This window comes from Clostridiales bacterium (assembly GCA_015243575.1).
Classification (GTDB): Bacteria; Bacillota; Clostridia; order Peptostreptococcales; family Anaerovoracaceae; genus Anoxybacterium; species Anoxybacterium hadale.
Map to the genome: position 1 here is coordinate 2603626 of CP042469.1, position 24117 is coordinate 2627742.

Annotated in this window: 21 protein-coding genes; 7 read left to right on the top strand and 14 right to left on the bottom strand. The window is 44.3% G+C overall.

What is annotated here, in order from left to right; genetic code table 11:
- Nucleotides 1–50: 50 nt before the first annotated feature.
- The 3 genes from FRZ06_11515 (at nucleotide 51) to FRZ06_11525 (ending at nucleotide 2162) form a co-directional block, all read left to right on the top strand.
- A complete protein-coding gene (locus tag FRZ06_11515; GenBank protein ID QOX63914.1) occupies nucleotides 51–527 on the top strand; it encodes a DUF134 domain-containing protein in 477 nt (158 codons plus the stop codon).
- Between the two features lie 299 nt (nucleotides 528–826).
- Nucleotides 827–1657 (top strand): Mrp/NBP35 family ATP-binding protein, encoded by an 831-nt coding sequence (locus FRZ06_11520; protein ID QOX63915.1) that lies wholly within the window; start codon nucleotides 827–829, stop codon nucleotides 1655–1657.
- A 136-nt stretch (nucleotides 1658–1793) separates the two neighbouring features.
- Complete coding sequence (locus FRZ06_11525) at nucleotides 1794–2162, top strand: dinitrogenase iron-molybdenum cofactor biosynthesis protein (GenBank protein ID QOX63916.1); 369 nt, start codon at nucleotides 1794–1796, stop codon at nucleotides 2160–2162.
- A gap of 100 nt (nucleotides 2163–2262) precedes the next feature.
- Here the strand turns inward: FRZ06_11525 and pcrA are convergent, their stop codons facing one another.
- The 5 genes from pcrA to FRZ06_11550 all read right to left on the bottom strand — a co-directional run bounded on the left by pcrA (nucleotide 2263) and on the right by FRZ06_11550 (nucleotide 8760).
- Entirely contained in the window at nucleotides 2263–4515 is a 2253-nt protein-coding gene (gene pcrA, locus FRZ06_11530; protein ID QOX65914.1) for a DNA helicase PcrA, read from the bottom strand.
- A 180-nt stretch (nucleotides 4516–4695) separates the two neighbouring features.
- Nucleotides 4696–5256: a hypothetical protein gene (locus FRZ06_11535; protein ID QOX63917.1), complete on the bottom strand. Its 561-nt coding sequence runs from the start codon at nucleotides 5254–5256 to the stop codon at nucleotides 4696–4698.
- 176 nt (nucleotides 5257–5432) lie between these two features.
- A complete protein-coding gene (locus tag FRZ06_11540; protein QOX63918.1) occupies nucleotides 5433–5969 on the bottom strand; it encodes a rubrerythrin family protein in 537 nt (178 codons plus the stop codon).
- 215 nt (nucleotides 5970–6184) lie between these two features.
- Entirely contained in the window at nucleotides 6185–7108 is a 924-nt protein-coding gene (locus FRZ06_11545) for a kinase (protein ID QOX63919.1), read from the bottom strand.
- Nucleotides 7105–8760 (bottom strand): nucleoside kinase, encoded by a 1656-nt coding sequence (locus FRZ06_11550; GenBank protein QOX65915.1) that lies wholly within the window; start codon nucleotides 8758–8760, stop codon nucleotides 7105–7107. The genes FRZ06_11545 and FRZ06_11550 overlap by 4 nt, the downstream gene beginning before the upstream one ends.
- A gap of 134 nt (nucleotides 8761–8894) precedes the next feature.
- Between FRZ06_11550 and FRZ06_11555 the strand changes: the two genes are divergently transcribed.
- From FRZ06_11555 to FRZ06_11565, 3 genes are all read left to right on the top strand, one after another.
- A complete protein-coding gene (locus FRZ06_11555) occupies nucleotides 8895–9095 on the top strand; it encodes a DUF378 domain-containing protein (GenBank protein ID QOX63920.1) in 201 nt (66 codons plus the stop codon).
- A gap of 899 nt (nucleotides 9096–9994) precedes the next feature.
- A complete protein-coding gene (locus tag FRZ06_11560; protein QOX63921.1) occupies nucleotides 9995–11293 on the top strand; it encodes a phenylacetate--CoA ligase in 1299 nt (432 codons plus the stop codon).
- A gap of 85 nt (nucleotides 11294–11378) precedes the next feature.
- Nucleotides 11379–11759 carry a hypothetical protein gene (locus tag FRZ06_11565; GenBank protein QOX63922.1) on the top strand — a complete coding sequence of 127 codons (381 nt, stop codon included), beginning with the start codon at nucleotides 11379–11381 and terminating at the stop codon, nucleotides 11757–11759.
- 282 nt (nucleotides 11760–12041) lie between these two features.
- On the opposite strand, the gene FRZ06_11570 is transcribed toward FRZ06_11565, so the two are convergent.
- A complete protein-coding gene (locus FRZ06_11570) occupies nucleotides 12042–12296 on the bottom strand; it encodes a hypothetical protein (protein QOX63923.1) in 255 nt (84 codons plus the stop codon).
- A 166-nt stretch (nucleotides 12297–12462) separates the two neighbouring features.
- Complete coding sequence (locus FRZ06_11575) at nucleotides 12463–13407, bottom strand: AEC family transporter (protein ID QOX63924.1); 945 nt, start codon at nucleotides 13405–13407, stop codon at nucleotides 12463–12465.
- Nucleotides 13408–13645: 238 nt separating this feature from the next.
- Here FRZ06_11575 and FRZ06_11580 point away from each other — a divergent pair, with 238 nt between their 5' ends.
- Complete coding sequence (locus FRZ06_11580; GenBank protein QOX63925.1) at nucleotides 13646–15199, top strand: ABC-F family ATP-binding cassette domain-containing protein; 1554 nt, start codon at nucleotides 13646–13648, stop codon at nucleotides 15197–15199.
- A gap of 149 nt (nucleotides 15200–15348) precedes the next feature.
- Here the strand turns inward: FRZ06_11580 and FRZ06_11585 are convergent, their stop codons facing one another.
- The 7 genes from FRZ06_11585 to FRZ06_11615 all read right to left on the bottom strand — a co-directional run bounded on the left by FRZ06_11585 (nucleotide 15349) and on the right by FRZ06_11615 (nucleotide 23768).
- Nucleotides 15349–16917, bottom strand: a complete 1569-nt coding sequence (locus FRZ06_11585; GenBank protein QOX63926.1) for a hypothetical protein — start codon at nucleotides 16915–16917, stop codon at nucleotides 15349–15351.
- Between the two features lie 143 nt (nucleotides 16918–17060).
- Complete coding sequence (locus FRZ06_11590; protein ID QOX63927.1) at nucleotides 17061–20285, bottom strand: HAMP domain-containing protein; 3225 nt, start codon at nucleotides 20283–20285, stop codon at nucleotides 17061–17063.
- Nucleotides 20286–20399: 114 nt separating this feature from the next.
- On the bottom strand, nucleotides 20400–21434 hold the full coding sequence (locus FRZ06_11595) for a chemotaxis response regulator protein-glutamate methylesterase (protein QOX63928.1): 1035 nt from the start codon (nucleotides 21432–21434) through the stop codon (nucleotides 20400–20402).
- Nucleotides 21435–21694: 260 nt separating this feature from the next.
- Nucleotides 21695–22189 (bottom strand): purine-binding chemotaxis protein CheW, encoded by a 495-nt coding sequence (locus FRZ06_11600; GenBank protein QOX63929.1) that lies wholly within the window; start codon nucleotides 22187–22189, stop codon nucleotides 21695–21697.
- A gap of 125 nt (nucleotides 22190–22314) precedes the next feature.
- Nucleotides 22315–22803, bottom strand: a complete 489-nt coding sequence (locus tag FRZ06_11605) for a chemotaxis protein CheD (GenBank protein QOX63930.1) — start codon at nucleotides 22801–22803, stop codon at nucleotides 22315–22317.
- Entirely contained in the window at nucleotides 22800–23420 is a 621-nt protein-coding gene (locus tag FRZ06_11610; protein ID QOX63931.1) for a CheY-P-specific phosphatase CheC, read from the bottom strand. The genes FRZ06_11605 and FRZ06_11610 overlap by 4 nt, the downstream gene beginning before the upstream one ends.
- Before the next feature lie 9 nt (nucleotides 23421–23429).
- The gene (locus FRZ06_11615) at nucleotides 23430–23768 is read right to left on the bottom strand and encodes a competence protein ComFB (GenBank protein QOX63932.1); all 339 of its coding nucleotides are present in this window, start codon (nucleotides 23766–23768) and stop codon (nucleotides 23430–23432) included.
- Nucleotides 23769–24117 lie beyond the last annotated feature (349 nt).

Consider the following 24117-nt stretch of genomic DNA (forward strand, 5'->3'; position numbering starts at 1 on the left):
TCTATCGATAAACTATAGATTAATCTACTTACAGGATGGAGATGATACTCATGGCAAGACCGACTAAATGGCGAAAAATTGAACATATCCCCACTGTCCCCTATTTTATACCGTCTGAGAAAGATTTCCCAGAGTCAGAGAAAAATATTCTCAAACTGGAGGAATTGGAAGCGATCCGCCTGAAGGATCTCCTGGGTATGGAGCAGGAAGAATGCGCGGCAAGCATGGAGGTTTCCAGACCTACCTTTCAGCGTATCCTGATTTCTGCCAGAGAAAAGGTTGCGGACAGCCTGATCAACGGAAAAACCATCCTGATCGAAGGCGGCAATTTTACACGGAATATCTGCCCTGTAAAATGTGCAGAGTGCGGCAAAGAATGGAAAGAAACCTACGAAAACTTAGACGCGATTAAAAGTGGAGACTACGTCTGCCCCGATTGCGGATCTCAGCAGGTATTCTGTGATCAGAGCTGCAAAGATAAGCCCTGCCGTAAAAGCTGCTGCAGACGTTATCTCTCAATGGACTGAATAAAGGTTGTTATTTTCCGACTTGAGTTTATTTTTATAATAATTTTCTCCTTCCTGATATTAAATTCTTGATTTCCTGCATTCTTCATCCCTATTTGGACATTCCCGAGAAGACCTATCTCTCAATAAATTTCTCCCAACACAGTTGTTGACATATGCTCAATACGGTACTATACTGATATTGTAATGGGCATATGCCAAAAATTCGAGAGCATTTGTCTCATTGATTACGGCAAATATATCATATTGTTTTCAAATGGATCGGTGTATTCATTCGAATCGGTATAAGGAGAAGCATTATGAGTGAAAATTGTAACCAAAGCTGTGGAAGCTGCAGCGAAGACTGCGCAGACCGAAAAAGTCAGCCTGCCAGCCTGCTGGAGCAGCCTCATGAGTGCAGTCACATTGGAAAAGTCATTGCAGTTGTAAGCGGAAAAGGAGGAGTGGGCAAGTCCCTCGTCACATCGATGCTTGCCGTATCTATGAATCGCCTCGGGTATCGCACTGCTGTTTTAGATGCCGATATCACAGGACCGTCTGTTCCAAAAGAATTCGGAATCAAAGAAAAAGCCGCAGCAACAGAATTAGGAATTATGCCCGTCACTACGAAAACCGGAATCGATATCATGTCCGTCAATCTAATCCTTGAGAACGAAACCGATCCGGTGATTTGGAGAGGCCCCATCATATCCGGCATGGTAAAGCAGTTTTGGACCGATGTCATGTGGGGGGATGTGGATTATCTGTTCATTGATATGCCTCCGGGAACAGGCGATGTTCCTCTCACCGTGTTTCAATCCCTTCCGGTGGACGGAATCATCATTGTTACATCACCTCAGGAGCTTGTTTCCATGATCGTTTCGAAAGCCGTAAAAATGGCTGCCATGATGAACATACCCGTCCTTGGACTCGTTGAAAACATGTCGTATTTGGAATGTCCCGACTGCCAGAATCAGATCCCGATTTTTGGAAAAAGCAACCTTGAAGAAATCGCCAAAACCCATGGAATTAAATTGATTGCAAAGCTGCCCTTGAATCCTGCGCTTGCAGAATTATGTGATACGGGAAGAATCGAAGATGCCGACGTCCACCATCTTCAGGAGATCACATCTGATCTGAGCAAGCTGTGAAATCGCCAAGCGTAAAACTGAGCAAGCTGTGAAATCGCCATAAACCCTTGTTTCAATTTCTCTGGCCTGGGTTCTGCCTTGCAGTTCCGGGCCAGGTAAACAATAGCAGATTTATAAAAAATGGAGGAAGAATGTAATGAAACTCGCGTTACCTACCCGTCAAAACCAAATTGACAGTCACTTCGGACATTGCGAATATTTTACTGTATTCACTGTGGACGATAGCCGCAAAGAAATTATTGGGCAAGATCTTGTGGGCTCCCCTGAAGGCTGCGGCTGTAAATCCAATATTGCCGCTGTCCTTGCGGAAATGGGCGTCTCTCTCATGCTTGCTGGTAATATGGGTGACGGTGCCGTCAACGTATTGAACAGTGTCGGAATCGAGGTTATGAGAGGCTGCTCCGGAAATGTCAGAGAAGTTGCTCTGAGCTGGCTCAGCGGTACCTTATCTGATTCCGGAGAAAGCTGCCACGAACACGAACATGGTCATGAATGTCATCACTAATGATGTTGTCTGAAAACTGCCCTCGGCAAGTTACTTTTTTCTCATAATTTGAAAAACTCCATTTCCTTTTGACGGGAATGGAGTTTTTCATTTTTATGGTTTAGATTTTCTTTATCGGAGCCAGGTCTCTTGCCAGTTTTTTCACACCGACTGAATCAAAGGCTACAGTAATCGTGCTGCCTTCGATGGAGAGTACCAGTCCTTCTCCGAATTTATTGTGACTGACCTTGTCCCCCTGGGCAATCGCACCGGCGCCGCCGCTTCCCTTACTTGCAGGCGGTGGTGTGGTTTGGGCCTGCTTAATATATTTCAGCTGCTCAAAGGGCCGGAAAATATTTGTATTGGAGTAGCCGTCGTTTCCGCCGCCCTGACTCCAGCCGCCATTTCCGCCGGAACCGGAATAGTCGGAAGGAGCGCTCTTCTTTTCATAGATCCCATCGCCCTCAACCAGCTTCTTATTCAGCTCCCTCAAAAACTGAGATTCCTTTGTATACTCTGTCTTACCATAAAGGGTTCTTACTTCGGCACTGGTGAGATACAGCTTCTGCATGGCTCTTGTCATTCCCACATAACAGAGACGTCGCTCCTCTTCAATGCCGTCGGGTCTGTCAAAAGCTCTCCAGCCTGGAAACAGCCCATCTTCCATCCCCGGCATGAATACAACGGGAAATTCAAGTCCTTTCGCACTGTGCATGGTCATCAGTACAACAGCGTTTTCTCCGGCGTCATGATTATCGATTTCCGCCATCAGGGCAATTTTCTCCATGAATTCTGCCAAAGACAGCTGAGGATTGTCCTTTTCATAGTCGTAGATAACGGATTTGAATTCCAATAAGTTTTCAATCCGCCCTTCTGCTTCCACTGTATTTTGCGCCTCAAGACTTTTGATATAACCTGTCTTCACCAGCAGCCCATCGTAAATATCCGAAACTTTGAGGTTGTCCTTTTCCTGGCTGTAGCTGCTCAAAACCGAGATCATTTCTCTGACGCTGTCGGCTCCTTTTGCAGGAAGCCCATCTACGGTCTCATCATCGGTAAGTGCTTCAAATAAGCTCTCCCCCCTTACGGACGCAAGGGTGCGCAGCTTCTCGAGGGTCTTCTCACCGATGCCCCGCTTCGGTTCGTTGATGATACGGGTCAAGCTCAGATCATCGGCCGGGTTCTGTACCAGCCTCATATATGCCATGATATCCTTGATTTCCTTACGGTCATAATATCTTGTACCGCCAAGGACGCGGTAAGGCAGCTCTCTGGCCGAAAGTGCTTCTTCAAAGGTTCGGGACTGGGCATTGGTTCTGTAGAGGATGGCGAAATCACTGTATCTCATATCTTTTGTATGGATATGGTCTATTTCCTGCGCAATGTATCTGGCTTCATCCTTTTCATTATCGGCCCTGTAATATTTGAGTTTTTCTCCCTTTTCCTTATCAGTCCATAGTTTTTTGTGTTTTCTCCCCTTATTTTTCTCAATAACAGAATGGGCTGCTTCGAGAATGTTGCCGTGGGAGCGGTAATTCTGCTCCAGTTTAATTACCTTTGTATTTTTAAAGTCCTTCTCAAAATCCAAAATGTTTTTGATATCGGCACCACGCCATTGATAGATACACTGGTCATCGTCCCCTACCACACAGATGTTGTGATGCGCATCCGCCAGAAGCCGCACAAAGCGGTACTGCATAAAGTTCGTATCCTGATACTCATCCACCATGATGAAACGAAACTTGTCCTGGTAATACGACAGTACTTCATCATCCTTTTCGAAGAGCTGCACCGTCCTCAGAATCAGATCATCAAAATCCATAGCGTTATTTTTTTTCAGCACAGCTTCATATGCTGCATACAGTTCATAGATAATCTTATTTTTAAAGTCCATCCCGTTGATCTCAGCGTACTTCTTTGGGCTGACACCCTTTTCCTTGCAGTCACTGATGATGCTTAAAACATAGGACGGCGTGTATTTTTTCTCATCCACATTCTGTTCTTTAATGCAGTTTTTAATAACCACCTTCTGATCGGTGGGATCATATACAATAAAATCCTTTGTATACCCTAAACGTTCTCCGTATTTACGGAGGATGCGCAGACAAGCAGAGTGGAAGGTCAAAATCCACATATTAATACCTTCCCCAATCAGTGACTCCACACGCTCCCTCATCTCTCTTGCAGCCTTGTTGGTAAACGTGACGGCAAGAATTTGATATGGGGCAACGCCTTCTTCCCTGATCAGGTATGCAATCCGGTGGGTCATGGTACTGGTTTTCCCGCTGCCTGCACCCGCTAGAATCAGCAGCGGCCCTTCTTTATGTACCGCAGCCTCTCTCTGCTGCGGGTTCAGTTTGTCCAAATAATCCATATGTTTTTTCATGAAAGATAGTTCCTGTGATCCTTTCCATTCATTTGCAAAGACTCGAAAAAGCAATCGCACCTCTTCCACTTGAAAGAAAGCTTCCAATCCCTTCGCCTCCTTTTTATTTTAGCATAAATTAAGGCCTTTGAGAACTGATGTTTTCTTCCATCACGATCATGACTTACTCTAAAATCCCAGTATTCCTCTTGTCATATATTCTCCGAGATCTGTAGCGTTTAGTAGAATTCTTTCGTAAATTTCAATTTCGCTTTCATAGTCTCCGGCAAGATAAGCCCTGGCTTCCTGCAGATAGAGGGTGATATCGTTATAAAGATACTGCTTCCACATGGCCTCCTCCCAGTATGGGAACTGACCTAAAAAAGCAGCAATTTCATCTGCATTCTGATATAGATCCATGGTGAATTGATCGGCTCCTTCCTGATCCTGATTGGAGAGCGCTTGGTTGAGCTGCGCTTGAAGGACGAGGTGTTTCTGGAAATAGTTCGAAAATTCTTGAGCAATCCGCTCGCCGAAAAACACCCTTAATGTGTTATAGAATTCTAGGGGCAGATCATACAGTCTCTTCCTGATCGCCTCATCCTGAGGAAGATCAAGAAATGTGCTGATCATGAGAGACCTGGTCCAAATTGCGTAACGATTCCATAGCATGATCAGATTGGTAAGGATATTTAATTCTTCAAAAGTATATCTTCTCTCGAGAGGAATCGTATTCTGCAATTTTATCATAATCGGCACCCTCCAGTCCTTCACATTTTTTCTTTTACCAATAATATATGGCTCTGATGCGCAAATGTTGCAAGCAGCTTGAGCCCGCCTCTTCAGGAAGGAGGATCCGCTCTTACGATAAAAAAGCCGGCACAATGCCGGCTTTTCCACTTATTTCATCCTATGCAAGACTGAGCTTAATAATTTCTGGCTTTTAATTCAAAGTATGCCTTGGGGTGATCGCAAACAGGACATTTTTCGTATGCCTTCTGGCTGGTGTAAACATAACCGCAGTTTGCACACTTCCATTCAACAACAGCATCCTTTTCGAATACTTTGCCTTCTTCGATATTTTTCTTTAATGCTCTATATCTTTCTTCGTGCTCTTTTTCCACTTTTGCAACGCCTTCCATTTGAGCTGCGATTTCAGGGAAACCTTCTTCTCTGGCAACCTTCGCCATGTTTGCATACATATCGGTCCACTCGTAGTTTTCGCCTTGAGCCGCATCCTCAAGATTCTCAGAAGTTGTTCCGATTCCATGTGCAAGCTTGAACCACAATTCAGCGTGCTCTTTTTCATTGGCAGCTGTTTCAGTAAAGATCGCGGAGATTTGCTCATAGCCCTCTTTCTTTGCTTTGGAAGCATAATAAGTATACTTATTTCTCGCCATTGATTCCCCCGCAAAAGCTGACAGCAGGTTTTCCAGTGTCTTGGTTCCTTTTAAATCCTTCATTCTTTCTTTACCTCCATGTTCTAAAATTATAACTGCCGAGACTGCAGGGGCCGAGTGATGCTTGTCCCTCGTCGCCAGAAAACGCAGCCTCAGATCTTTAACTAGACTAATTATACCTTATTTCGTTAAGGTTAAAACATAGTATCATCGTTTTTTACCGGATTTATCCATGTCGCTAAGCGTCTCTTGCGATACAGGTAATCCTTCCTGCTATTTTACAGTACTTCCCCGTTAAGTTTTTGTCGAAGCCTGTCCATTGACATCTGATTATTTACTGCGGATTTAGCCTCCATAGCAATTGCCGCCGCCGCCATACCCAATCTTGCAGTCTTCCCGATTCCAAATTCTTTTAAGATTCCGTAGATTACCGCTGCGGAGAATGCATCTCCGGCTCCCGTGGTGCTGGCAATCTCGATCGGTTCAGGCCGTATCAGCCCCTCATCCTTATCGTCCATATAAAATACGCCGCCACCGCCCAGCGTTATAAAAACTCGCTGAACGCCCTGGCCGATAAACCAGCGTGCCGCCTCTTTCAAATCCTGCTCACTCAGGATGCTCAGACCGGAGATCGTTTCCGCTTCCATCCGGTTGGGTTTCACCGTGTGAAACCTTCCGATAACCCCTCTGGCACGCTCTGCTTTGGCGACGGATACTGGATCCAGAAAAATTGGAGTATCCTTTAGCTGTCTTGTGACATATTCCAGCGTGTCTTCTGTCAGATTGGTGTCAATACCAACGACCTTTGCCTTTTTTAAATGCTCCGATGTTTCTTCCAGAAATGCTATAGAAATTCGCTCCAAAACATCCATATTGCACATTGCCAGTTCCATATCTCCCACAAGATTCAGAATAGACATATATACTGCGGTGTTTTCTTCTGGAAGAAGACGAACATGCTCTACCCCCACACCCAAATCTTGAAGCTCTCTAACCGCGCCTCTTCCCGGAAGATCATCTCCCGCAACAGAGATAAAGTCCGCCTTGGTGCCCAGTCTTGCAAGGTTTTCAACGATGTTTCTTCCCACCCCTCCATAGGAGATTGCGATTTTGCCCGGGTTGGAATCTCCATAAATCAGACGGTTATGAGGATGCCCTTCAATATCCGCAGTGATTCCTCCGATAATACTTACTTCACTCATACAAAAATACTGCCTCCGATAAATTCTCTTATAATTGAATTGTTGACAATAATGGAATCTTCCTCAATGGTTTTGAAGAACTGAAGAAATTTCAGCATTCTCACTGCTTCGCTGTACTCCGGTTCCTCCCTTGTAATACTCTTTAGAAGAGGTTCAGCATACTTTTTCAGCACTGCAAGCTCGTAAACATGCACTGAGTTGAAGAACACATCCGCTTCACCGTTAAATGGAAAAATATTTTTATCCTCACCCTTTCGAACCTTGGGCCAGGCATTAATGGTGTTCTGCGCAGAATGACCCCGGAATTGATAATCTCTTACCATTCGCCTTAGCATTCTGGCATCCGTAGTCGGGATACGATTATGTTCATCGATGTTCAGCGACGTCAGCGGACTGATGTAAATCTTGAATTTTTCTTCATCTGGGATTCCATCTGTCAGCTGTTTATTCAAGCCATGGATACCTTCTATGATAATGGGTTGACCTTTCTTTGCTCTGGTAATTCTTTTACCATAGACTTTGGTGCCATGCAAAAAGTCAAATGTCGGTATATCTACCTCATTTCCTAAGAGCAAAGAATTCATATCCCTGTTAAAAAGATCCAGATCAAGCGCAGTGATGTCCTCGAAATTCGGTTCGCCATGCTCATCATGAGGCGTCTGGGTTCTCTCAACAAAGTAATCATCGGTGCCAAGATACAACGGCGCCTTACCATTTACTCTAAGCTGTATACTAAGCCTTCTTGCAAAAGTGGTCTTTCCCGAAGAAGACGGTCCGGAAATCAGAACAATTCTTTTGTTCTGTTTGGTGATCAAATCTGCGATTTGGGCAATTTTCTTTTCATGCAGCGCTTCAGAAATCTGAATAATTTCTTTGTACTCACCACTGTCAATCTTTTCATTTAGGTCGCCTACATACGCAATTCCCATTAGGCGATCCCATTTTTTTGTTTCACCGAAGACTTTATAAAGAAGTATTTCATCTTCGAATTCAGGGATTCGTCCGGGATCTGATGGATGGGGAAAGCGCAGCAATACGCCTCTTCTGTATTTTCTCAGTTCAAAATGGCTGACGTATCTCGCAGAGGGCACCATCTGTCCATAGAAAAAGTTTCGAAATCCCCCGATAGAATAGAATGGAAGCAAGTCCACATCAGAGCGCTGCAGCATTCTTGCCTTCTCATTATGACCCGCCTCAAGAAGAACCTTCATAGCATCTTCCCGCATCATGATCTCCTTAACAAAAGGAGCATCATCCTTCACCAGCTGCTGCATTTTCTGCTCAATGGCATTGACATCTTTGATCGTCAGCGGACGCGGTGTTTTTATTTCCGTATATAACCCTTTATTGAGGGAGTTGTCTATTTCAACAGGTACTTTCCCCAAAACATCTTGGATCGCTTTCAAATAAAGAAGCGAAAGGCTCCTTTGATAAATCAGATTTGCCGCCTGGTTCCTCATGTCCAGAAACTCAATACAGCAGCTATTTTCAATCCGTTTGGTCAGCTCGCTGATTTTGTTGTCAACCTTTGCGGCTAGTACCGTATATGGCAGATCCTGATATTCTGAGATCAGCTGTTCAATGGTTGTCCCCTTTTCCACTATTCTTTCAAAAGGCAGCTCCCGCGGTCCTGTTTTTAATTGAATGATCATATCCATTACTGATTTCCTCTCCTTTTTATATCCCAATTTCTTTCTAATCGTTTCATTTTTTAATGTTCATAATCATTTTATCATAATTTCGGTGAAATGTGGGCATAATCCTGTTTGAAAGGAGAGTGATGTAAATGAGAAATCTAGCTCTTATTTTAGTTATTATTGGTGCAATTAACTGGGGACTGATCGGTTTCTTCCGATACGACCTTGTCTCAAGTATTTTTGGCGGTCAGTATGATGTTGTGAGCAGAATCATCTTTGCAATCGTAGGCCTGGCAGGCATCTACGCGATTTCTTTCTTCTTCAGAAATCGTGAATCTATGCAAGCCTAACTACTGAATAGCATTGGGGAAGCGCTGAATTTCGGGCGCACATCTGCGGCACTTTATTAAATCAGCTCTTCCTTAAATAAAACAATGCGGGCAGTATGGAAATAAAATGTTTTCCATACTGCCCGCATTTTTGTTGTTATCGCTTATATTGATATCATTCAGGCAAGCCGCAGCTTTCGCTTGCTTCACACCGATAGAATAAATGCAGTTCGAACAAAAACTATAATTTTGTTTCGTAGACGCATTTATTTTCCAAATTTCCTGTGTTGACAAAACAATTTTCTCACTGTAATATAGTATCCATATACAGGAAAAAAGATTTTGACAAAAATCAGCAAATCGTAGATTTGTGATTTACAGTTGGAATTTCGTTAGCGGTTCTAAGAACCGGACAGAATGCTAAAAGCGATGACAGGGTAAAGTAAGTTATTCTTTTCGTTTACAGAAAATCGGATAGGATGAGAGCCGATGGCGAAGGTTTAACCGAAGTTCCCCCTTGAGCTTGCATATTGAACTCAAAAGTAGATGTGCACGGATTCCTCCGTTATCGGGATAAGGATTTTATGTCCGGAGTGGCTGTAAAGCAAAAAGAGTGGTACCGCGGGTTTCCCGTCTCTTATGAGACGGAAAACCCTTTTTTTATTTGGTTATGTCCTTGCTATGATCTAGCAACCGCTAGTGCTGGTGCCCAAAATGCCGGGCATGCAGAATAAAATCACAAGCAGCAGGAAGAAGAAGAGAAGGCTGTCGTCAATGCCTCCATAGCCACCATTACAACCCATAGGTAATACCTCCTTATTCGTTTGAAATAGGTTGATTTTAGTATTACTATATGCGATTTCCGTAATTTGGTTACATTACCGAGCGGGAAACAAAATAAAATAGGAGAGTGAGAAAAAATGATTTGGAACGAACCCATGGAATGCATGAGCAGAGATCAAATGCACGATCTCCAAAGCAAACGTCTGAAGGACATGGTTATCCGTGTCTACCACAATGTTGAATTCTACCGAAAAAAAATGCAGGAGCTGGGCCTCGAACCCGGTGATATCCACTCCATTGACGACCTGGTCAAACTTCCCTTTACCACCAAGCAGGACCTCAGAGATAATTATCCCTTCGGACTTTTTGCAACTCCCAAAAGCGAAGTAGTCAGAGTCCATGCATCCTCCGGAACAACTGGCAAATCCACAGTTGTTGCATATACGCGCAAAGATGTTGACATTTTCTCAGAGGTAGTCGCCCGTGCACTCTGCTGTGCCGGTGCAACAAAAGATGATATCGTTCAGGTCGCTTATGGTTATGGCCTGTTCACCGGTGGTCTTGGTCTTCATTACGGCGCTGAAAAACTGGGTGCTGCAGTGGTTCCCATCTCAGGCGGCAACACGGATAAACAGATCACTCTTCTGCAGGACTTCGGAAGCACCGTCTTGGCATGTACTCCCTCCTATGCAGCTCATCTCGCAGAAGCCATCGCGGAAGCAGGAATCGATGCCGCAGATTTGCCCCTTCGAGTGGGGATCTTCGGAGCGGAGCCCTGGAGTAATGAAATGCGTGCGAAAATTGAAGAAGGATTAAAAATTCAAGCGTTTGACATCTATGGTTTGAGTGAAATTATTGGGCCCGGTGTTTCCAGCAGCTGCATCAATCAAAAAGGACTTCATATTGCGGAAGACCATTTTGTTCCTGAAATCCTTGACCCAGCTACCTTGCAGCCGGTTAAAACAGGAGTTACCGGAGAGCTGGTCTTTACGACAATCACAAAGGAAGCGATGCCGCTGCTCCGTTACCGTACGCGGGATCTCACAAGTCTGGATGATACGCCATGTTCCTGCGGAAGAACAAATGTGAGAATGGCAAAGATCTTCGGGCGTTCTGATGATATGCTGATTATCCGCGGCGTCAATGTATTCCCATCTCAGGTAGAAAGTGTTCTTCTTGAAATACCGGAAGCAAAGCCTCACTATATGCTGATTGTAGATCGTCAAGGCACAATGGACACACTGGAGATCCAGGTTGAAGTAGATGAAATGTTCTTCTCCGACGAGCTCCCGCAGCTGAACAATATTCGCAACAAAATTAAGCATAAAGTGGAAAGTGTACTGGGCGTTAGTGTCATAATAAGCTTAGTGGAACATAAAACCATAAAGCGCAGTGAAGGAAAAGCGCAAAGGGTCATTGACAAACGTAAAATCTAATGAAATACTGATTTTAGTAAGCGTTTCCCTAAAGAAGCGCAGAAGGAATCAGCGTTTTCCTAAGTTTGAAAGGAAGGTGTCCTGTATGATTATCAAACAGTTATCTGTTTTTCTGCAGAATGAGCTTGGAAGACTGGAAGAAGTTACTGACATTCTTTATAAACACTCCATTAATATTTCTGCCCTCTGTATTGCGGAAACAGCGGAATATGGCGTGCTCAGAATGATCGTAAGCGATATCGAAAAGGCGGCAGAAGTACTAAAAGATGAGGACTTTTCCGTCAAGATCACGAACGTTATCTGTATGGAAACGCCGGATGTGCCCGGCGAGCTGCATAAAGCCCTGAAGGTCTTATCAGCACAGGGAATTAATCTCTCCTATATGTATGGCTATTCCAATGGCGGAACCGCTCGTCTGATCCTCAAGGTCAGCGATCCGGAAAAGGCTATGGAATTACTGAAATAAAACGGAAAAGCCTCCAGTTGTGCCCCTAAGAAACCGCTCACTTCGTTCGGACGGTTTCTACGGGGCACAGCTGGAGGTCTTTTTTATTTGCAGTAAGCGGGGCCAATTGCGGTTCCTGCCGAGAATATAGCAGCAGGTTGTTTTTTTTATTGCGTAATCCGTGTTGGCCGTGCATGACGGTTTCTACGGGGCACAGCTGGAGGTCTTTTTTATTTGCAGTAAGCGGGGGCGCTAACGGGGTACGGCAAAACCGGCCGGAGTGGATCCGGCCGGCCATAACATTTACTGAAGCTGTAAACCAGTTAGCAGCTCTGAAAGCGATTTGGCTTCTTCCTTGTTCATTGTAATTCCACGGCTCATGTGGGAATGGTCTTCATCCCACTCTCGAAGATCAAACTTTGCTGCATTGCCGTTCCAAGCTACCATATTCAGCTCTTTTTTCCAACCCGTTTGAGATACGCTGATTACACCGATATGCTCCTCAACCTGAAATGTAACTTCACGATCCTTATCCTTGTCCTTTTCCCTTCCTGCCATAAAACATCCTCCTTTACTTCACCGTGTTGCTCTTGCTTTGAATTCACCGTCTGCCGGAGCTGACTGCTTCGGCACGATTTAGTATTATATTAACTTATTTGTAATTAAATGTCAATTAATATTTTGGTTATTTCTCTATCAGCTTCTTAAGAGAGCTCTGATACGATTAGTGGATCCCTAAATATAGCGTAAGCAAAATCGCGTAGATCGGGATTGAGATCATCGACAGCATGGTGGTAAGGAATACACCTTGGGAAGCAATCTTTGTGTTGGTCCCGTAAATATCTGAAAGTACGGGGATCACCGCCGCAGAAGGCAGCGTCATGGCAAAGATGACGATGCAGAATGCCAGCGTATTAAATGGCAGCCACACAAAGATACCAAACAGTAAGGCAGGCAGTACGATCAGTTTTAAAATCATGGTAATGTAAAGGTATTTATTCGTCAGCACGTCCCGAATCCTGCTCTCTGCAAGCTGAATCCCTATAATAATCATAGATAGTGGAATGGTCATATCGCCGATGGTCTTCAGGAAATTATCCACCAGGGAAGGCAAATGGATTCCCAGGAAGAACATCAGTAGTCCTATGACACTGGTGAGAAATGGAATCGAAACAATGGATTTCATTGCCGATTTAAGATCAATTTTGCCATCCTTATCGTAGATAAGAATAATCACACCCACTGAATACAAATAGATCATAAATACTGCGTTGGCAATGATCATTAGGAACAATCCATCTTCTCCGAAAATAGCCAGTGAAAGCGGATACCCCATAAATCCATTGTTGGTAAAGGTTAGTAGGAGCCTGTAGACACCTCTGTCCGACTGCGGCACCTTCATCCATTTTACAACTGCTATAGCGATCAGCGCTGTGACAGTCATGGCAAGAAGCATGAGCCCTGCCGATTGGGTTACAGAAGCAAACGTATCCTCAGTCAGCACCTGCCTGCTCATAGAATATACAACAAGGCAGGGACTGGCAATGTTCACAAGAATCAAGGAAAGATACTTTGTGGATTCAATGGGCAGCCACTTAATTTTGTTTGCCCCATATCCAATAAAAGTGATCCCGAATACACTCAGAATCTTCGCAAATATAATCAGCAAGTTTCTTCCCTCCTTCTCTTCTTTCTTGCAAATTCAACTTTTTATAGGATATGCTCCCAATCCTGCAAAGTCAAGCAAATGGATGGAATTTCTCATAAATTTCATTTTCTTGGAAGCTGCTGTATAAAATTCATCTCCATTGACAGACTGCTCATAAATCGATAGAATAATGAGGTATTTTGTTTTACAGAATGCTTACTTTGATTGAAAAAAGAAATAACATATTCAGGAGAGTTTCATGAGTTTATTAACAGTAGAAAAAGTAACCCATGGTTTTGGTGGGAGAAGGATATTGGAGGATGCCTCCTTTCGTCTATTGAAAGGAGAGCACATCGGCCTGATCGGTGCAAATGGAGAAGGGAAAACCACTTTTCTAAACATCATCACCGGGCAGCTCTCGCCGGACGAGGGAAAGGTTGAATGGTCGAAGCGAGTAACGGTAGGCTATTTGGATCAGCACTCTACCCTAAAAAAGGGAATGACCATCCGTGATGCATTGCGAGAGGCTTTTCAGGGTATGTATGACCTTGAGAAGGAAATGCTGGCACTTTACGACGCCATGGCAACGGCAGACAGTGATATGGAAGCAATGATGGAGGATGCGGGAGAAATACAGCAGATTCTGGAGCACAGCGGCTTCTATACGCTCGATGCCAAAATTGAAGAGATTGCAAACGGTCTTGGGCTGGGCAGCATCGGACTGGATAAAGATGTTTCAGATTTGAGCGGAGGTCAGCGTACTAAGGTTTTACTTACCAAATTGCTGCTGAAGGACCCTTCGATTCTAATTCTAGACGAGCCGACAAATTATCTTGACACGGAGCACATTGAATGGCTGAAGCGTTATCTTCAGGAATATGAGAATAGTTTTATCCTGGTTTCCCATGATATGGAATTTCTGAATTCCGTTATCAATGTTATCTATCATGTGAATGAGGGCGAGCTTACCCGTTACTCAGGTGACTATGAGAAATTTATGCAGATGTATTCCGTAAAGAAAAATCAGGAACTCAAAGCATACGAGAAACAGCAGCAGGAAATCGAACGGATGGAGGATTTCATTGCTAGAAATAAAGCAAGAGTAGCAACCAGAGGAATGGCAAACAGCAGGCAAAAAATGCTGGACAAAATGGAAGTCCTGGAACGTCCAAGGGAAAAACCAAAGCCATCTTTTGAATTCAAGGAAGCCAGAACCCCAAGCCGTTTTATCGTTGAAGGCAAAGATGTTATTTTGGGCTATGACGAGCCGCTGACAAGATCAGTCAGCTTTGCCCTGGAACGTGGCCAGAAAATCGCTGTAATCGGTACCAACGGGCTAGGAAAGACAACGCTGTTAAAGTCCATTTTGGGAAAAATAGAGACGCTGGAAGGAAGCATGGAATTGGGTGATTTTCTCCAGCCAGCTTACTTCGAACAGGAAGCCGATAGAGACAGCTCTGAAACTGCATTAGAATCGGTTTGGAAAGAGTTTCCCTCTTATACCAACGCCGAAGTCCGTTCAGCACTGGCCAAGTGCGGGCTGACCAACGAACATATCACCAGTCAGATGAAGGTACTGAGCGGCGGCGAGAATGCAAAGGTAAGACTATGCAAGCTCATGCAGAGAGAATCCAACTGGCTGGTTCTGGACGAACCAACAAACCATTTGGACGTAGAAGCAAAGGCCGAATTAAAAAAGGCTCTCATTGATTTTAAGGGAACCGTGCTGCTGGTTTGTCATGAGCCTGAATTTTATCAGGACTGGATAACAGACGTATGGAACATTGAGGATTGGACGCTGCGAATCATCTGATTGATTTCAAAGTAACTGATCCAATATGAAACAGGGTATCAAATGCAGGTTGCGATTCACGGCCAGTCTGGGTGAAGAGCAACAATGGTAAGCATTTGATACCCTGTTTTTTTCATTCAATTGATTTCTGATTTTCGTTCATTCAAAGCCTAAGTCAGTCGTTCCAGCTCTCGAGCCGCTTCCATACGGTATCGCTGAACGATTTTCATCTGTTCCGTTGCCTTTTTTGCCTTATGATCCATATCCTCCACAATCGCTTCTATCTCGGTGGTGGTTTCTCTGGACTGCTCGGCGAGGTTTTTGATCTGCTTCGCCACAACGGAAAATCCTTCCGCTGTGCTTTCCCCATACAGCTTGGAAGGGATTCCAACCTGTAAAAATCCAGGCTTGTCTTTTCTACCTACACCAACGTATTTAAATACGCGATTATCCAGCGTTCGAAGGGAAGGCGGGGGTGATACAATCAGATTTGGGTTCGAAATAATTCGCAAAAACGGTGCTGTCTGCCCCTCATTTTGGAAAACAAAACCGATACCCGCTCGAATATTGGTTAGCTCAACCGCAGCATTTTCATCGGCAATCCAAATTTCTGCAATATCAATCTTCTCGCCCAGTTCTTCCATCTGGTCTATGGTAATATCCGGTCTCCGCTCAATCAGCAACGCTACCAGCTTCGCTTCCGCGGTCATGTGCCGGTTCAGCAGATTGTCAAAATCCTGCTTGTCATTGGTAGAGTGGGCGGCTTCAATCGCCGCTCTCACACCGAGAAGATTCGTTTGCCGGGCGATATTGATCAGTTCCGTCAGCGGTGATAAGATACTCTTAAAATACTTCCTTGACTCATCAAAATCCATATCAAGCTGTTTCAATGTTCCTTTGAGATCATCCAGCCGCGCCTCCTGCTCTTTTAGAGGAACCGCTTCTGCCAAAGCAGCTGCTTCTGAACATGCTTTGATTCCCTTGTCTGCCTCATCATAAATCGTTTTCAGCCTCTCAAGCATACTGCCGAGTTCATTCGTCAGCGCTGTAATCCTTGCCGAAATCTCTTTCGAAACATCAGCGAGCCGCTTTGCCTCCTGCGCAACGACTCCAAAACCATCAATTGCAAGCTGACCCTTAGGCCGAACAAAATGAGCCCCCGTCTGAATAATCCCAGGCTGATCCAATCTGGCAACTCCCACCGTCTTCTGCAGCTCACCATCAAATCCGTTTCCTACGGAGGGAAGCGCAATTTCAAGTTCGGGATTCTTCAGGATTCTTAATATTTCAGATGATTTTAAGGCTGAGTTTTTCCATGAAGGCATATTTGTAAACTGTACAATACCTTCACTGTCAGTAACATAAAACTCCTCCATGCCACATTCTCTTGCAAATGCGCCTCCGTCCTGATAAAAGAAATCGGGATCATACTCAAGAATCTGTGATATAATTTTTGCCTGTATCATTAAATTCTTTTCTACGATTTCTTCAAAACTGGCTAACAGATCCGAAGCATGAATGGTCTCTATCGATGCGTTGATTGCCAAAAGATTTGTTTTATTGGCAATTCCCTGTACCGATTTAATTTTTAGGAAAACTTGTTTGATCAAAGTATCGTATTCACGGATTACTTCCCTGATCGATTCCATGCTACTGCTTAAGCTCATCAGCTTTGTATTCAAGCCATCCCGCTTCTGCAAACCGTATTCGGTTAATTCAGCCGCATTGATCTTATTCATTTAACCCACCTTCCCGAATCATCATGTGTATGAAACTAGTATTACTATGTATTTATCGGCACAGTATGGCACAACTTAAGTAGATTTTCATTTACATTTTCCGGGAGAATAACCTCTATTTCGACTTTTTTTAGTAAGATGGATTAATATTTATCCTGATCATCCTCCCCAAGTAAGATTCTGACACCGATATTCTCCGGCTTTTGACGATTTCCTTGAGGAGTTTCCGTCAAAAGTTCTGAATCAGCACCGGGTAAAGCCTTGGTGCCCTTATTCACCTTGAACCTTCCTACCATTTCTTTCAACAGTTCTGCCTGTCCGGAAAGTTCTTCACTGGCTGCGGCGCTTTGCTCTGCAGTTGCTGAGTTATTCTGAGTTACCTGGGACACCTGCTCGATTCCCTTGTTGATCTGAGCGATTCCCGTCGCTTGCTCGTTGGATGCTTCTGCAATATTCCCTACCAGGCTGGCGGACTTTTCGATTCCTTCTACGATTTCCACCAGTGCTGCGGCTGTTTCGTTGGCAATCTTCGTTCCTGTCTGGACCTTGCCGATGGAGCCTTCGATGAGTTCTGTCGTCTCTCTGGCTGCGGCTGCGCTTCTTGCCGCAAGATTTCGTACCTCCTCGGCTACTACAGCAAAGCCTTTTCCGTGCTGGCCTGCTCTGGCTGCCTCTACCGCCGCATTCAGCGCCAGGATGTTGGTCTGAAACGCGATATCGTCTATAACCTTGATGATCTTTGAGATGTTGGCTGAGGAATCATTGATGTCAACCATTGATCTCAGCATTTCCTTCATCTGGCCATTGCCCTTTTCCGCATTATCTCTGGCATCTGCCGCAAGCTCACTGGCCTCATTTGCATTCAGTGCATTCTGCCTTGTCTGGGATGCAATCTCAGCGATAGATGCAGTTAGTTCCTGAATGGAGCTTGCCTGCTCTGTGGAGCCCTGGGAAAGGGCCTGGCTTCCGTCGGACACCTGCCTTGATCCTGCAGCCACCTGTTCCGCCGCTTCGCTGATCTCGCTCATGGTTTGACTTAATGACGTTACAATTTGATTCAAAGAGTCTTTGATCGCTATGAAATCCCCTTTATAATCCGCAGTAATTGCTTGATCAAGGTTGCCCTCACTGATCTGGGCAAGCACATGTGAAATTTCACTCACGTAGCTCCTGATATTGTCTATTGTCTCATTGAGTGCATTCTTAATCGCCGCATGGTCGCCCTGATAAGCTCCATTCATGCTGATCTGCAGGTTTCCCTTTGCCATTTCCTGAAGCACCTGAGATGCTTCAGCGACGGGCGCGATCACAGCATCCAGAGTCTGGTTTACGCCTCCCACAATTTTTTGATAGCTTCCCTGATGATGCCCTTCATCCGCTCTGACATCCAGCCTTCCTTCCACTGCTGCCTGCGCAAGCATATCCACATCATCCAACATGGATCTCAGGGCACTCACGCTCTGTTCCAGGCTCTGATTGATCTTTTCAAAGTTAAAGCCTATTTCAGCAGTATCCGCATCGGTGGTCTCAACATTCAGAGCAAGATTCAGATCACCGACGGAAATTTTCTCAAGATTATAGATCAGTTTTTCTACCTCAGTCAGCTGGAATCGGGCCTGTTTTTCAGAGACCTTAACTGCATTTTTAATGTGAGTTTGATCTGTAAATAACTCGATAGCTCCGATCACATGGTTGCTGCGATCCTTGATCGGTATGCCCGTATATTGGATCTCAAGGGCTTTTCCGCATGGACGTGCGTCAGTTTCTTCCGTAACCCGTTCATCCCGTTCCATTGCTTGGAAGCAGGCACACTTTTCAGTATGACATTGGCTGGTTTGAAATTCATCCCAACATTTTTTTCCGATCACTTCCGCCTGGGGTTTTTCCAGAAGAGCTGCTCCTGAGTGGTTGATATAACGAACTGTGAATTCTCTGTCAATAATCAGGACCGGCGCAGGCATCTCGTTAATGTATCCCACCAAAGTGTCCAGTGTTAGATTTACACCATTCACAATTTTTGCAAAGTCCCCGTCATATCTGGCTTCATCGCCCCGGGCGAGCAGATTGCCGTTGAGGGTCATCTCAGATAGTTCGTCCATGCCATCAACGAGCTGATTGACAGTCCGTATGCAGGTATTTATATTGTCCTTGATCAGATCAAAGTCGCCCCGGTAGTGCTCAGTAATTACGGGAGGAATATCGCCTTTACTGATTCGCTCCATATAGTTTGCCGCAACTTTTAAGGGATTGATCAACGAATCCAAAGCAGCATTGACTCCTGCAACAATGTCATAGTATCCTCCCTGAAAACGTCCGGCATCTCCCCTGACTTCAAGATTTCCTTCTACTGCAGCAACGGTTAACTTCTCTGCTTCTGTCACAAGCGCATTCAGGTTGTCTGCCGTTGTTTTGATCACCGGACTGATTTCATCCTCGGGATCAGTATTCTCGATTTCAATATCCAGATCTCCTTCCGAAATCCTTTTCAAGGCCCCTATCACATTTTTCTGCAGATTTTCAGCATACTGGTCGAGGGTTTTCCCCATGACCCCTATTTCATCTCTCTGATCGAGATTCAGGCGCCTGCTCAGCTTGCCTCGTACCATTTCCTGCAGCATCAGCACAGATTTTTTCAAAGGGCCGGTAATAGATCGTATTACAAAAATCGACAGAACCGAAGTGATAAGCAGCACACCAATGTTGATAATTGCCATAATCATTACCATCGTGTTTTTGCTCAGCTCATTTCGGTCAATTTCTTCCCTGGCCCCTGCCTCTACCAGCCTGCTCAGGGCGTCCAGATGCTCACGAGAACTGGCGAAGAGATCTTCCCAATCATCGCTGACAGTATAGGTACTTGCAATCTGCCCCGACAGTTTCAACCAAGCAGCAAAATCCTTTTCAAAGGCTTCATAATGCTCAAACGCAGTCATTCCGGATATTTCATCAGGAAGATTCTCCCAGCGTGTTTGGTCCTCCGCTAAAACGTACATCGTCTTTTTTGTGTTTTCCTGTATTTTCAAGGTATACCCATTAAATTCTTTTGTATATTTAAGCTTTAACGCCGGATCCATCAACCCTTTGCTGTCATCTAACAGAATTGCGTTAATGCAGTCTCTGGCCTGAAAGAGATCGCCTTCTGCGCTGAGAACGAAAGAGATATTGTTGAAACTCTCCTCATACAAGCTCTTTGTCAGGCTATCACTTATTTTGTCAACATAAAACAAACCGATAAGGGTCACAGTAATTGCAGCCGCAAGCGGCAGGACGATCAGAATCGCCAGCTTCGATCGAATGGATAATAACTTTAGTAGCATATAATTTCTCTCCTCTATGATGTTGATCAATTCCGGTCTCCCGGACGCCATTATTTTATCGGTTGGTTATGCGATTACTTAACAAAAAAATCCACAATTTTTTACAATTGTAGATTTTATTTTTACTTATTATATTAATTTCACTTATAATCAATTTAGGATCGATTATTTAATCGACAAATGGTTGCATATTTCTTGTGGGATACGATCTAGTGGCAGCTGCTTGGCAACAGCACCGATGTTATACGACACCATAGGCATCCCATATACCGTGGATGATTTTTCATCCTGCCCTATGGTGTATGCACCCTTCTTACGCATATTCAACAAACCCTTTGCACCATCTGCCCCCATTCCGGTTAAGATTACGCCGATGGCTTTGTCCTTTGCTACTTCTGCGACGGAGTCAAAAAGTACATCTACGGAGGGGCAGTGGCCGTTCACCTTTTCTCCCTGCGCACATTTTACATAATAGCCGGTAGGACCCTTTGCCAATCTCATGTGAAAATCACCTGCAGCCACTAGCACCCTTCCCGGTTTTACCAAATCGCCGTCTTGGGCTTCCTTCACTTCCAGTTTACAGGAATTGTTCAGCCTATCCGCATAAAGTCTTGTAAAGACTGGAGGCATATGCTGAACGATGAGGATTCCCGGCATATCCCTGGGGAATGCTGTGATTACCTTATAAATCGCTTCGGTTCCTCCTGTGGAAGCTCCGATGGCCAAAATCATATTAGAGATATCGGTTCCATGCTCAGAAACGATACGGGCCGCTTCATAATCTTTTTTATAGCTGCCAACCTTCGCGGTCGATGCTATTTTTATCTTAACGATGAGCTCATTAATGAAGGAATTCATTCCCCCCTGCTTGCTGACATCAGGTTTGGTAACAAAATCCACTGCGCCTGCGTCTAACGCTTCAAAAACATTTTTTCCGATGGAGCTCACCACAATTACTGGCAACGGATATTGCGGCATCAGCTTTTTCAAGAAAGCAATTCCGTCCATTTTAGGCATTTCAACGTCTAAAGTAACAACATCCGGCTTAAGTTCCAAGATTTTATCTCTTGCCATAAACGGATCTTCCGCAGTTCCGACTACCTCAATTCCAAAATCCTTCCCAACCTCTCTGGCCAGAGTCTCTCTAAACAAAAGTGAATCATCTACTATTAGCACTTTTATCTTACGCGACACTTTCATCCAATTAACCCCTTTCCTTAGGCACTTTATCTTCAGCAGATCGTAATCCTGCACCCATTGACTGTTTCAATTAGCATATACCCGGTTTTTCGAAAGGCCAAACGCACCCTAAAACCCGTTATTTCTGCCTCACAACAACAGAAAAAGCCATACCGTTAGAATCAGTATTTAGCTGGCTTTTTCACTTACCACTGTTCTGTTTTTATGATTTTTCAGCATATGCGGCTAAAGCAGCCCAACACCAAACAAAGATCCCAGTTTTAGTTGATGGATTCAATGAGTTCCATTTCGTCTGTCTTTAATAGTCTCTCGCAGTCCAGAAGCAACTGAACCCGTTCTCCTGCCTTGCCGATTCCTTTGATATATCTGTTTTCGAATCCGGTTTTATTGGCTGGGGGTGCTGCGATGTCCTGATCATCAATGGTTAATACTTCATCAACATTATCTACGATCAGTCCCACTGAAACTTCACTGATATCGATTACTACAATACAGGTTCTATCATCATATTCCATGGGCTGTTTTCCAAATTTCAGCCTGACATCGATTACCGGAATAATTTTTCCTCTTAAATTGATGATGCCTTTTACATAATCTGGAACCTCAGGTACCTTTGTAATAGATTGGATTCCAATGATTTCTGTGACGTACTTTATTTCGATCCCATATACTTCATCCTCTAAAGTGAAGGTCAGAAATCTGCCGTGCTGGGTATCCTCTTCTAAAACTTTGCTTTCATCATATACATCAGACATTGTTATTCTCCTTTCAATTTGCTGGATGCTAGTCTTTCCACAAGTCCGCTTTCAATCTGCTTTGCAGATTGGGCAGGTTACTATCCGTAGTTTATATATCGGCCATAAGCTGTAAAACTTAACGTTTAAAATTCTTTTATGCTTCGACTGAGGGACTGAACCTTCATAATACCGGTATCCAAGTCAAAATAAACGGTTCTTCCATAGTTGAGGCCGGTATCCTCTGCAATGATTGGTATCTTCAGACTATATAGTGCGTTCTTTACGCTGACAATATTTCGCTCTCCAATGGTACCGATGGCACTGCCAGGCTGAACTTCGAACATTTGAGCTCCTCCCGCAATTTTTGCAACAAGTTTGCGGCTGTCGGCACCAAGCCTTGTCAGATCTCTTACAAGATCCACAATTGCGGTATCTGCAAATTTCATTCTATTTACTTCATTTTTCGAAAACATGCTGCTTTCAGGAAGCATGATATGGGATAATCCACCAACCTTAACCTGCCTGTCATAAAGACATATTCCTACACACGACCCGAGCGCATACGTTACAAATACATTCGGACATCTGGCCAGTTTATAGTCAGAAATTCCAACGACCAGTAATTCGCTCATATTCCAAGTCCTAATCTTTCCATTATTATTTTTAATGTTTCAATTTCTGCAAACATGATGATATTGCTTGTGAGATTATTCTCTTCTGCAGAAAAACATTCTTCAATAAACATTACCTTATCACCTACAGATCCAAATTCAATAATCGGTACACTCATCAACGCTCCTGCCATGTCAATTGCAATATATGGAATGGAAATATTTATGGTAAGCCCTGTAAGTGTTGATATGGAATTGATGTAGGAGGAGCCTAGAATATTGCCGATTTCCTTAATAGCAGATAGTTTTAGTTCACTGAGCTGCCCATTGTCCTCACCCTCATCCTGAATCAATATGCTCATAATTGCTTTTGCATCTTCCATATTCAGAAGAAACATAATCATTCCGTTGGCTTCACCTGAAAAGTTTACCAGAACGCCCACAGTCATTGTTTCAGCACCGCCAAGAGCATTGACAGCCGTATCAAAATCAGTAATTCTTACTCTGGGCAGGCTGATTTCAACTCGCTCGTCCAAGATAGTGGAAAGAGCGGTGGCAGCATTTCCTGCACCAATATTACCAATTTCTCTTAGTACATCGATCTGTACGTCATTTAGTTCATCATAATTTGTTAACAAATCTTCACCTCATTTTTTCATGTGCCTTGGAGAAGCCTTAACACGAACACAGGCTTTCGTCAGCGCAGCCAGAATATCTGTTTCATATTGCTTTTTATAAGTATCCAGCTGGATAGACTGCTTGCCCTTATCAGCGGTAACGTATTTCGCAGGAAGTGAATTCAGCGTAAGTGCCGTAATATCACTGACACAAGTTTGGCAGGTACACACCTTCATTTTTTCCATAACCAGCCCAATCTTTTCTTTGACCAATACCTCAGCCAGATTAATCAATCGACCACTTTTTTCAACAGCAGCACTGAGTTGGCTTTCCGCAGCCGCAGGCTCAGAGGCTTCCGACGCTATCATAGGTTTCGGTTCCGATTCCGGTTCTGGTTTCGGCTCCGGTTCTGGTTTTGGCTCCGGTTCTGGTTTTGGCTCCGGTTCCGGTAGAGATTTCTCTTCTGGCTTTGGGAGAGGTTTGGATTCTGGCAGGGGTTTCGATTCTGGCTCCGGTTCCGCTGCCTTTGATACAGCTTCGGTTGGTTCAGGCATCGGGATCCTAGCTGCCGATTTCCCTCTCTTGGGCTTTTCTGCTTTTGGAGGCTCGTCCGGTTTTGAGGCTGGTGCATTACTGCCGCTTACGGCAAACTCCTGGGGCAAACCAAACAGATCGTCCTGATCCGCATCATCATTCTTCGTAATCAGCTTCAGAACG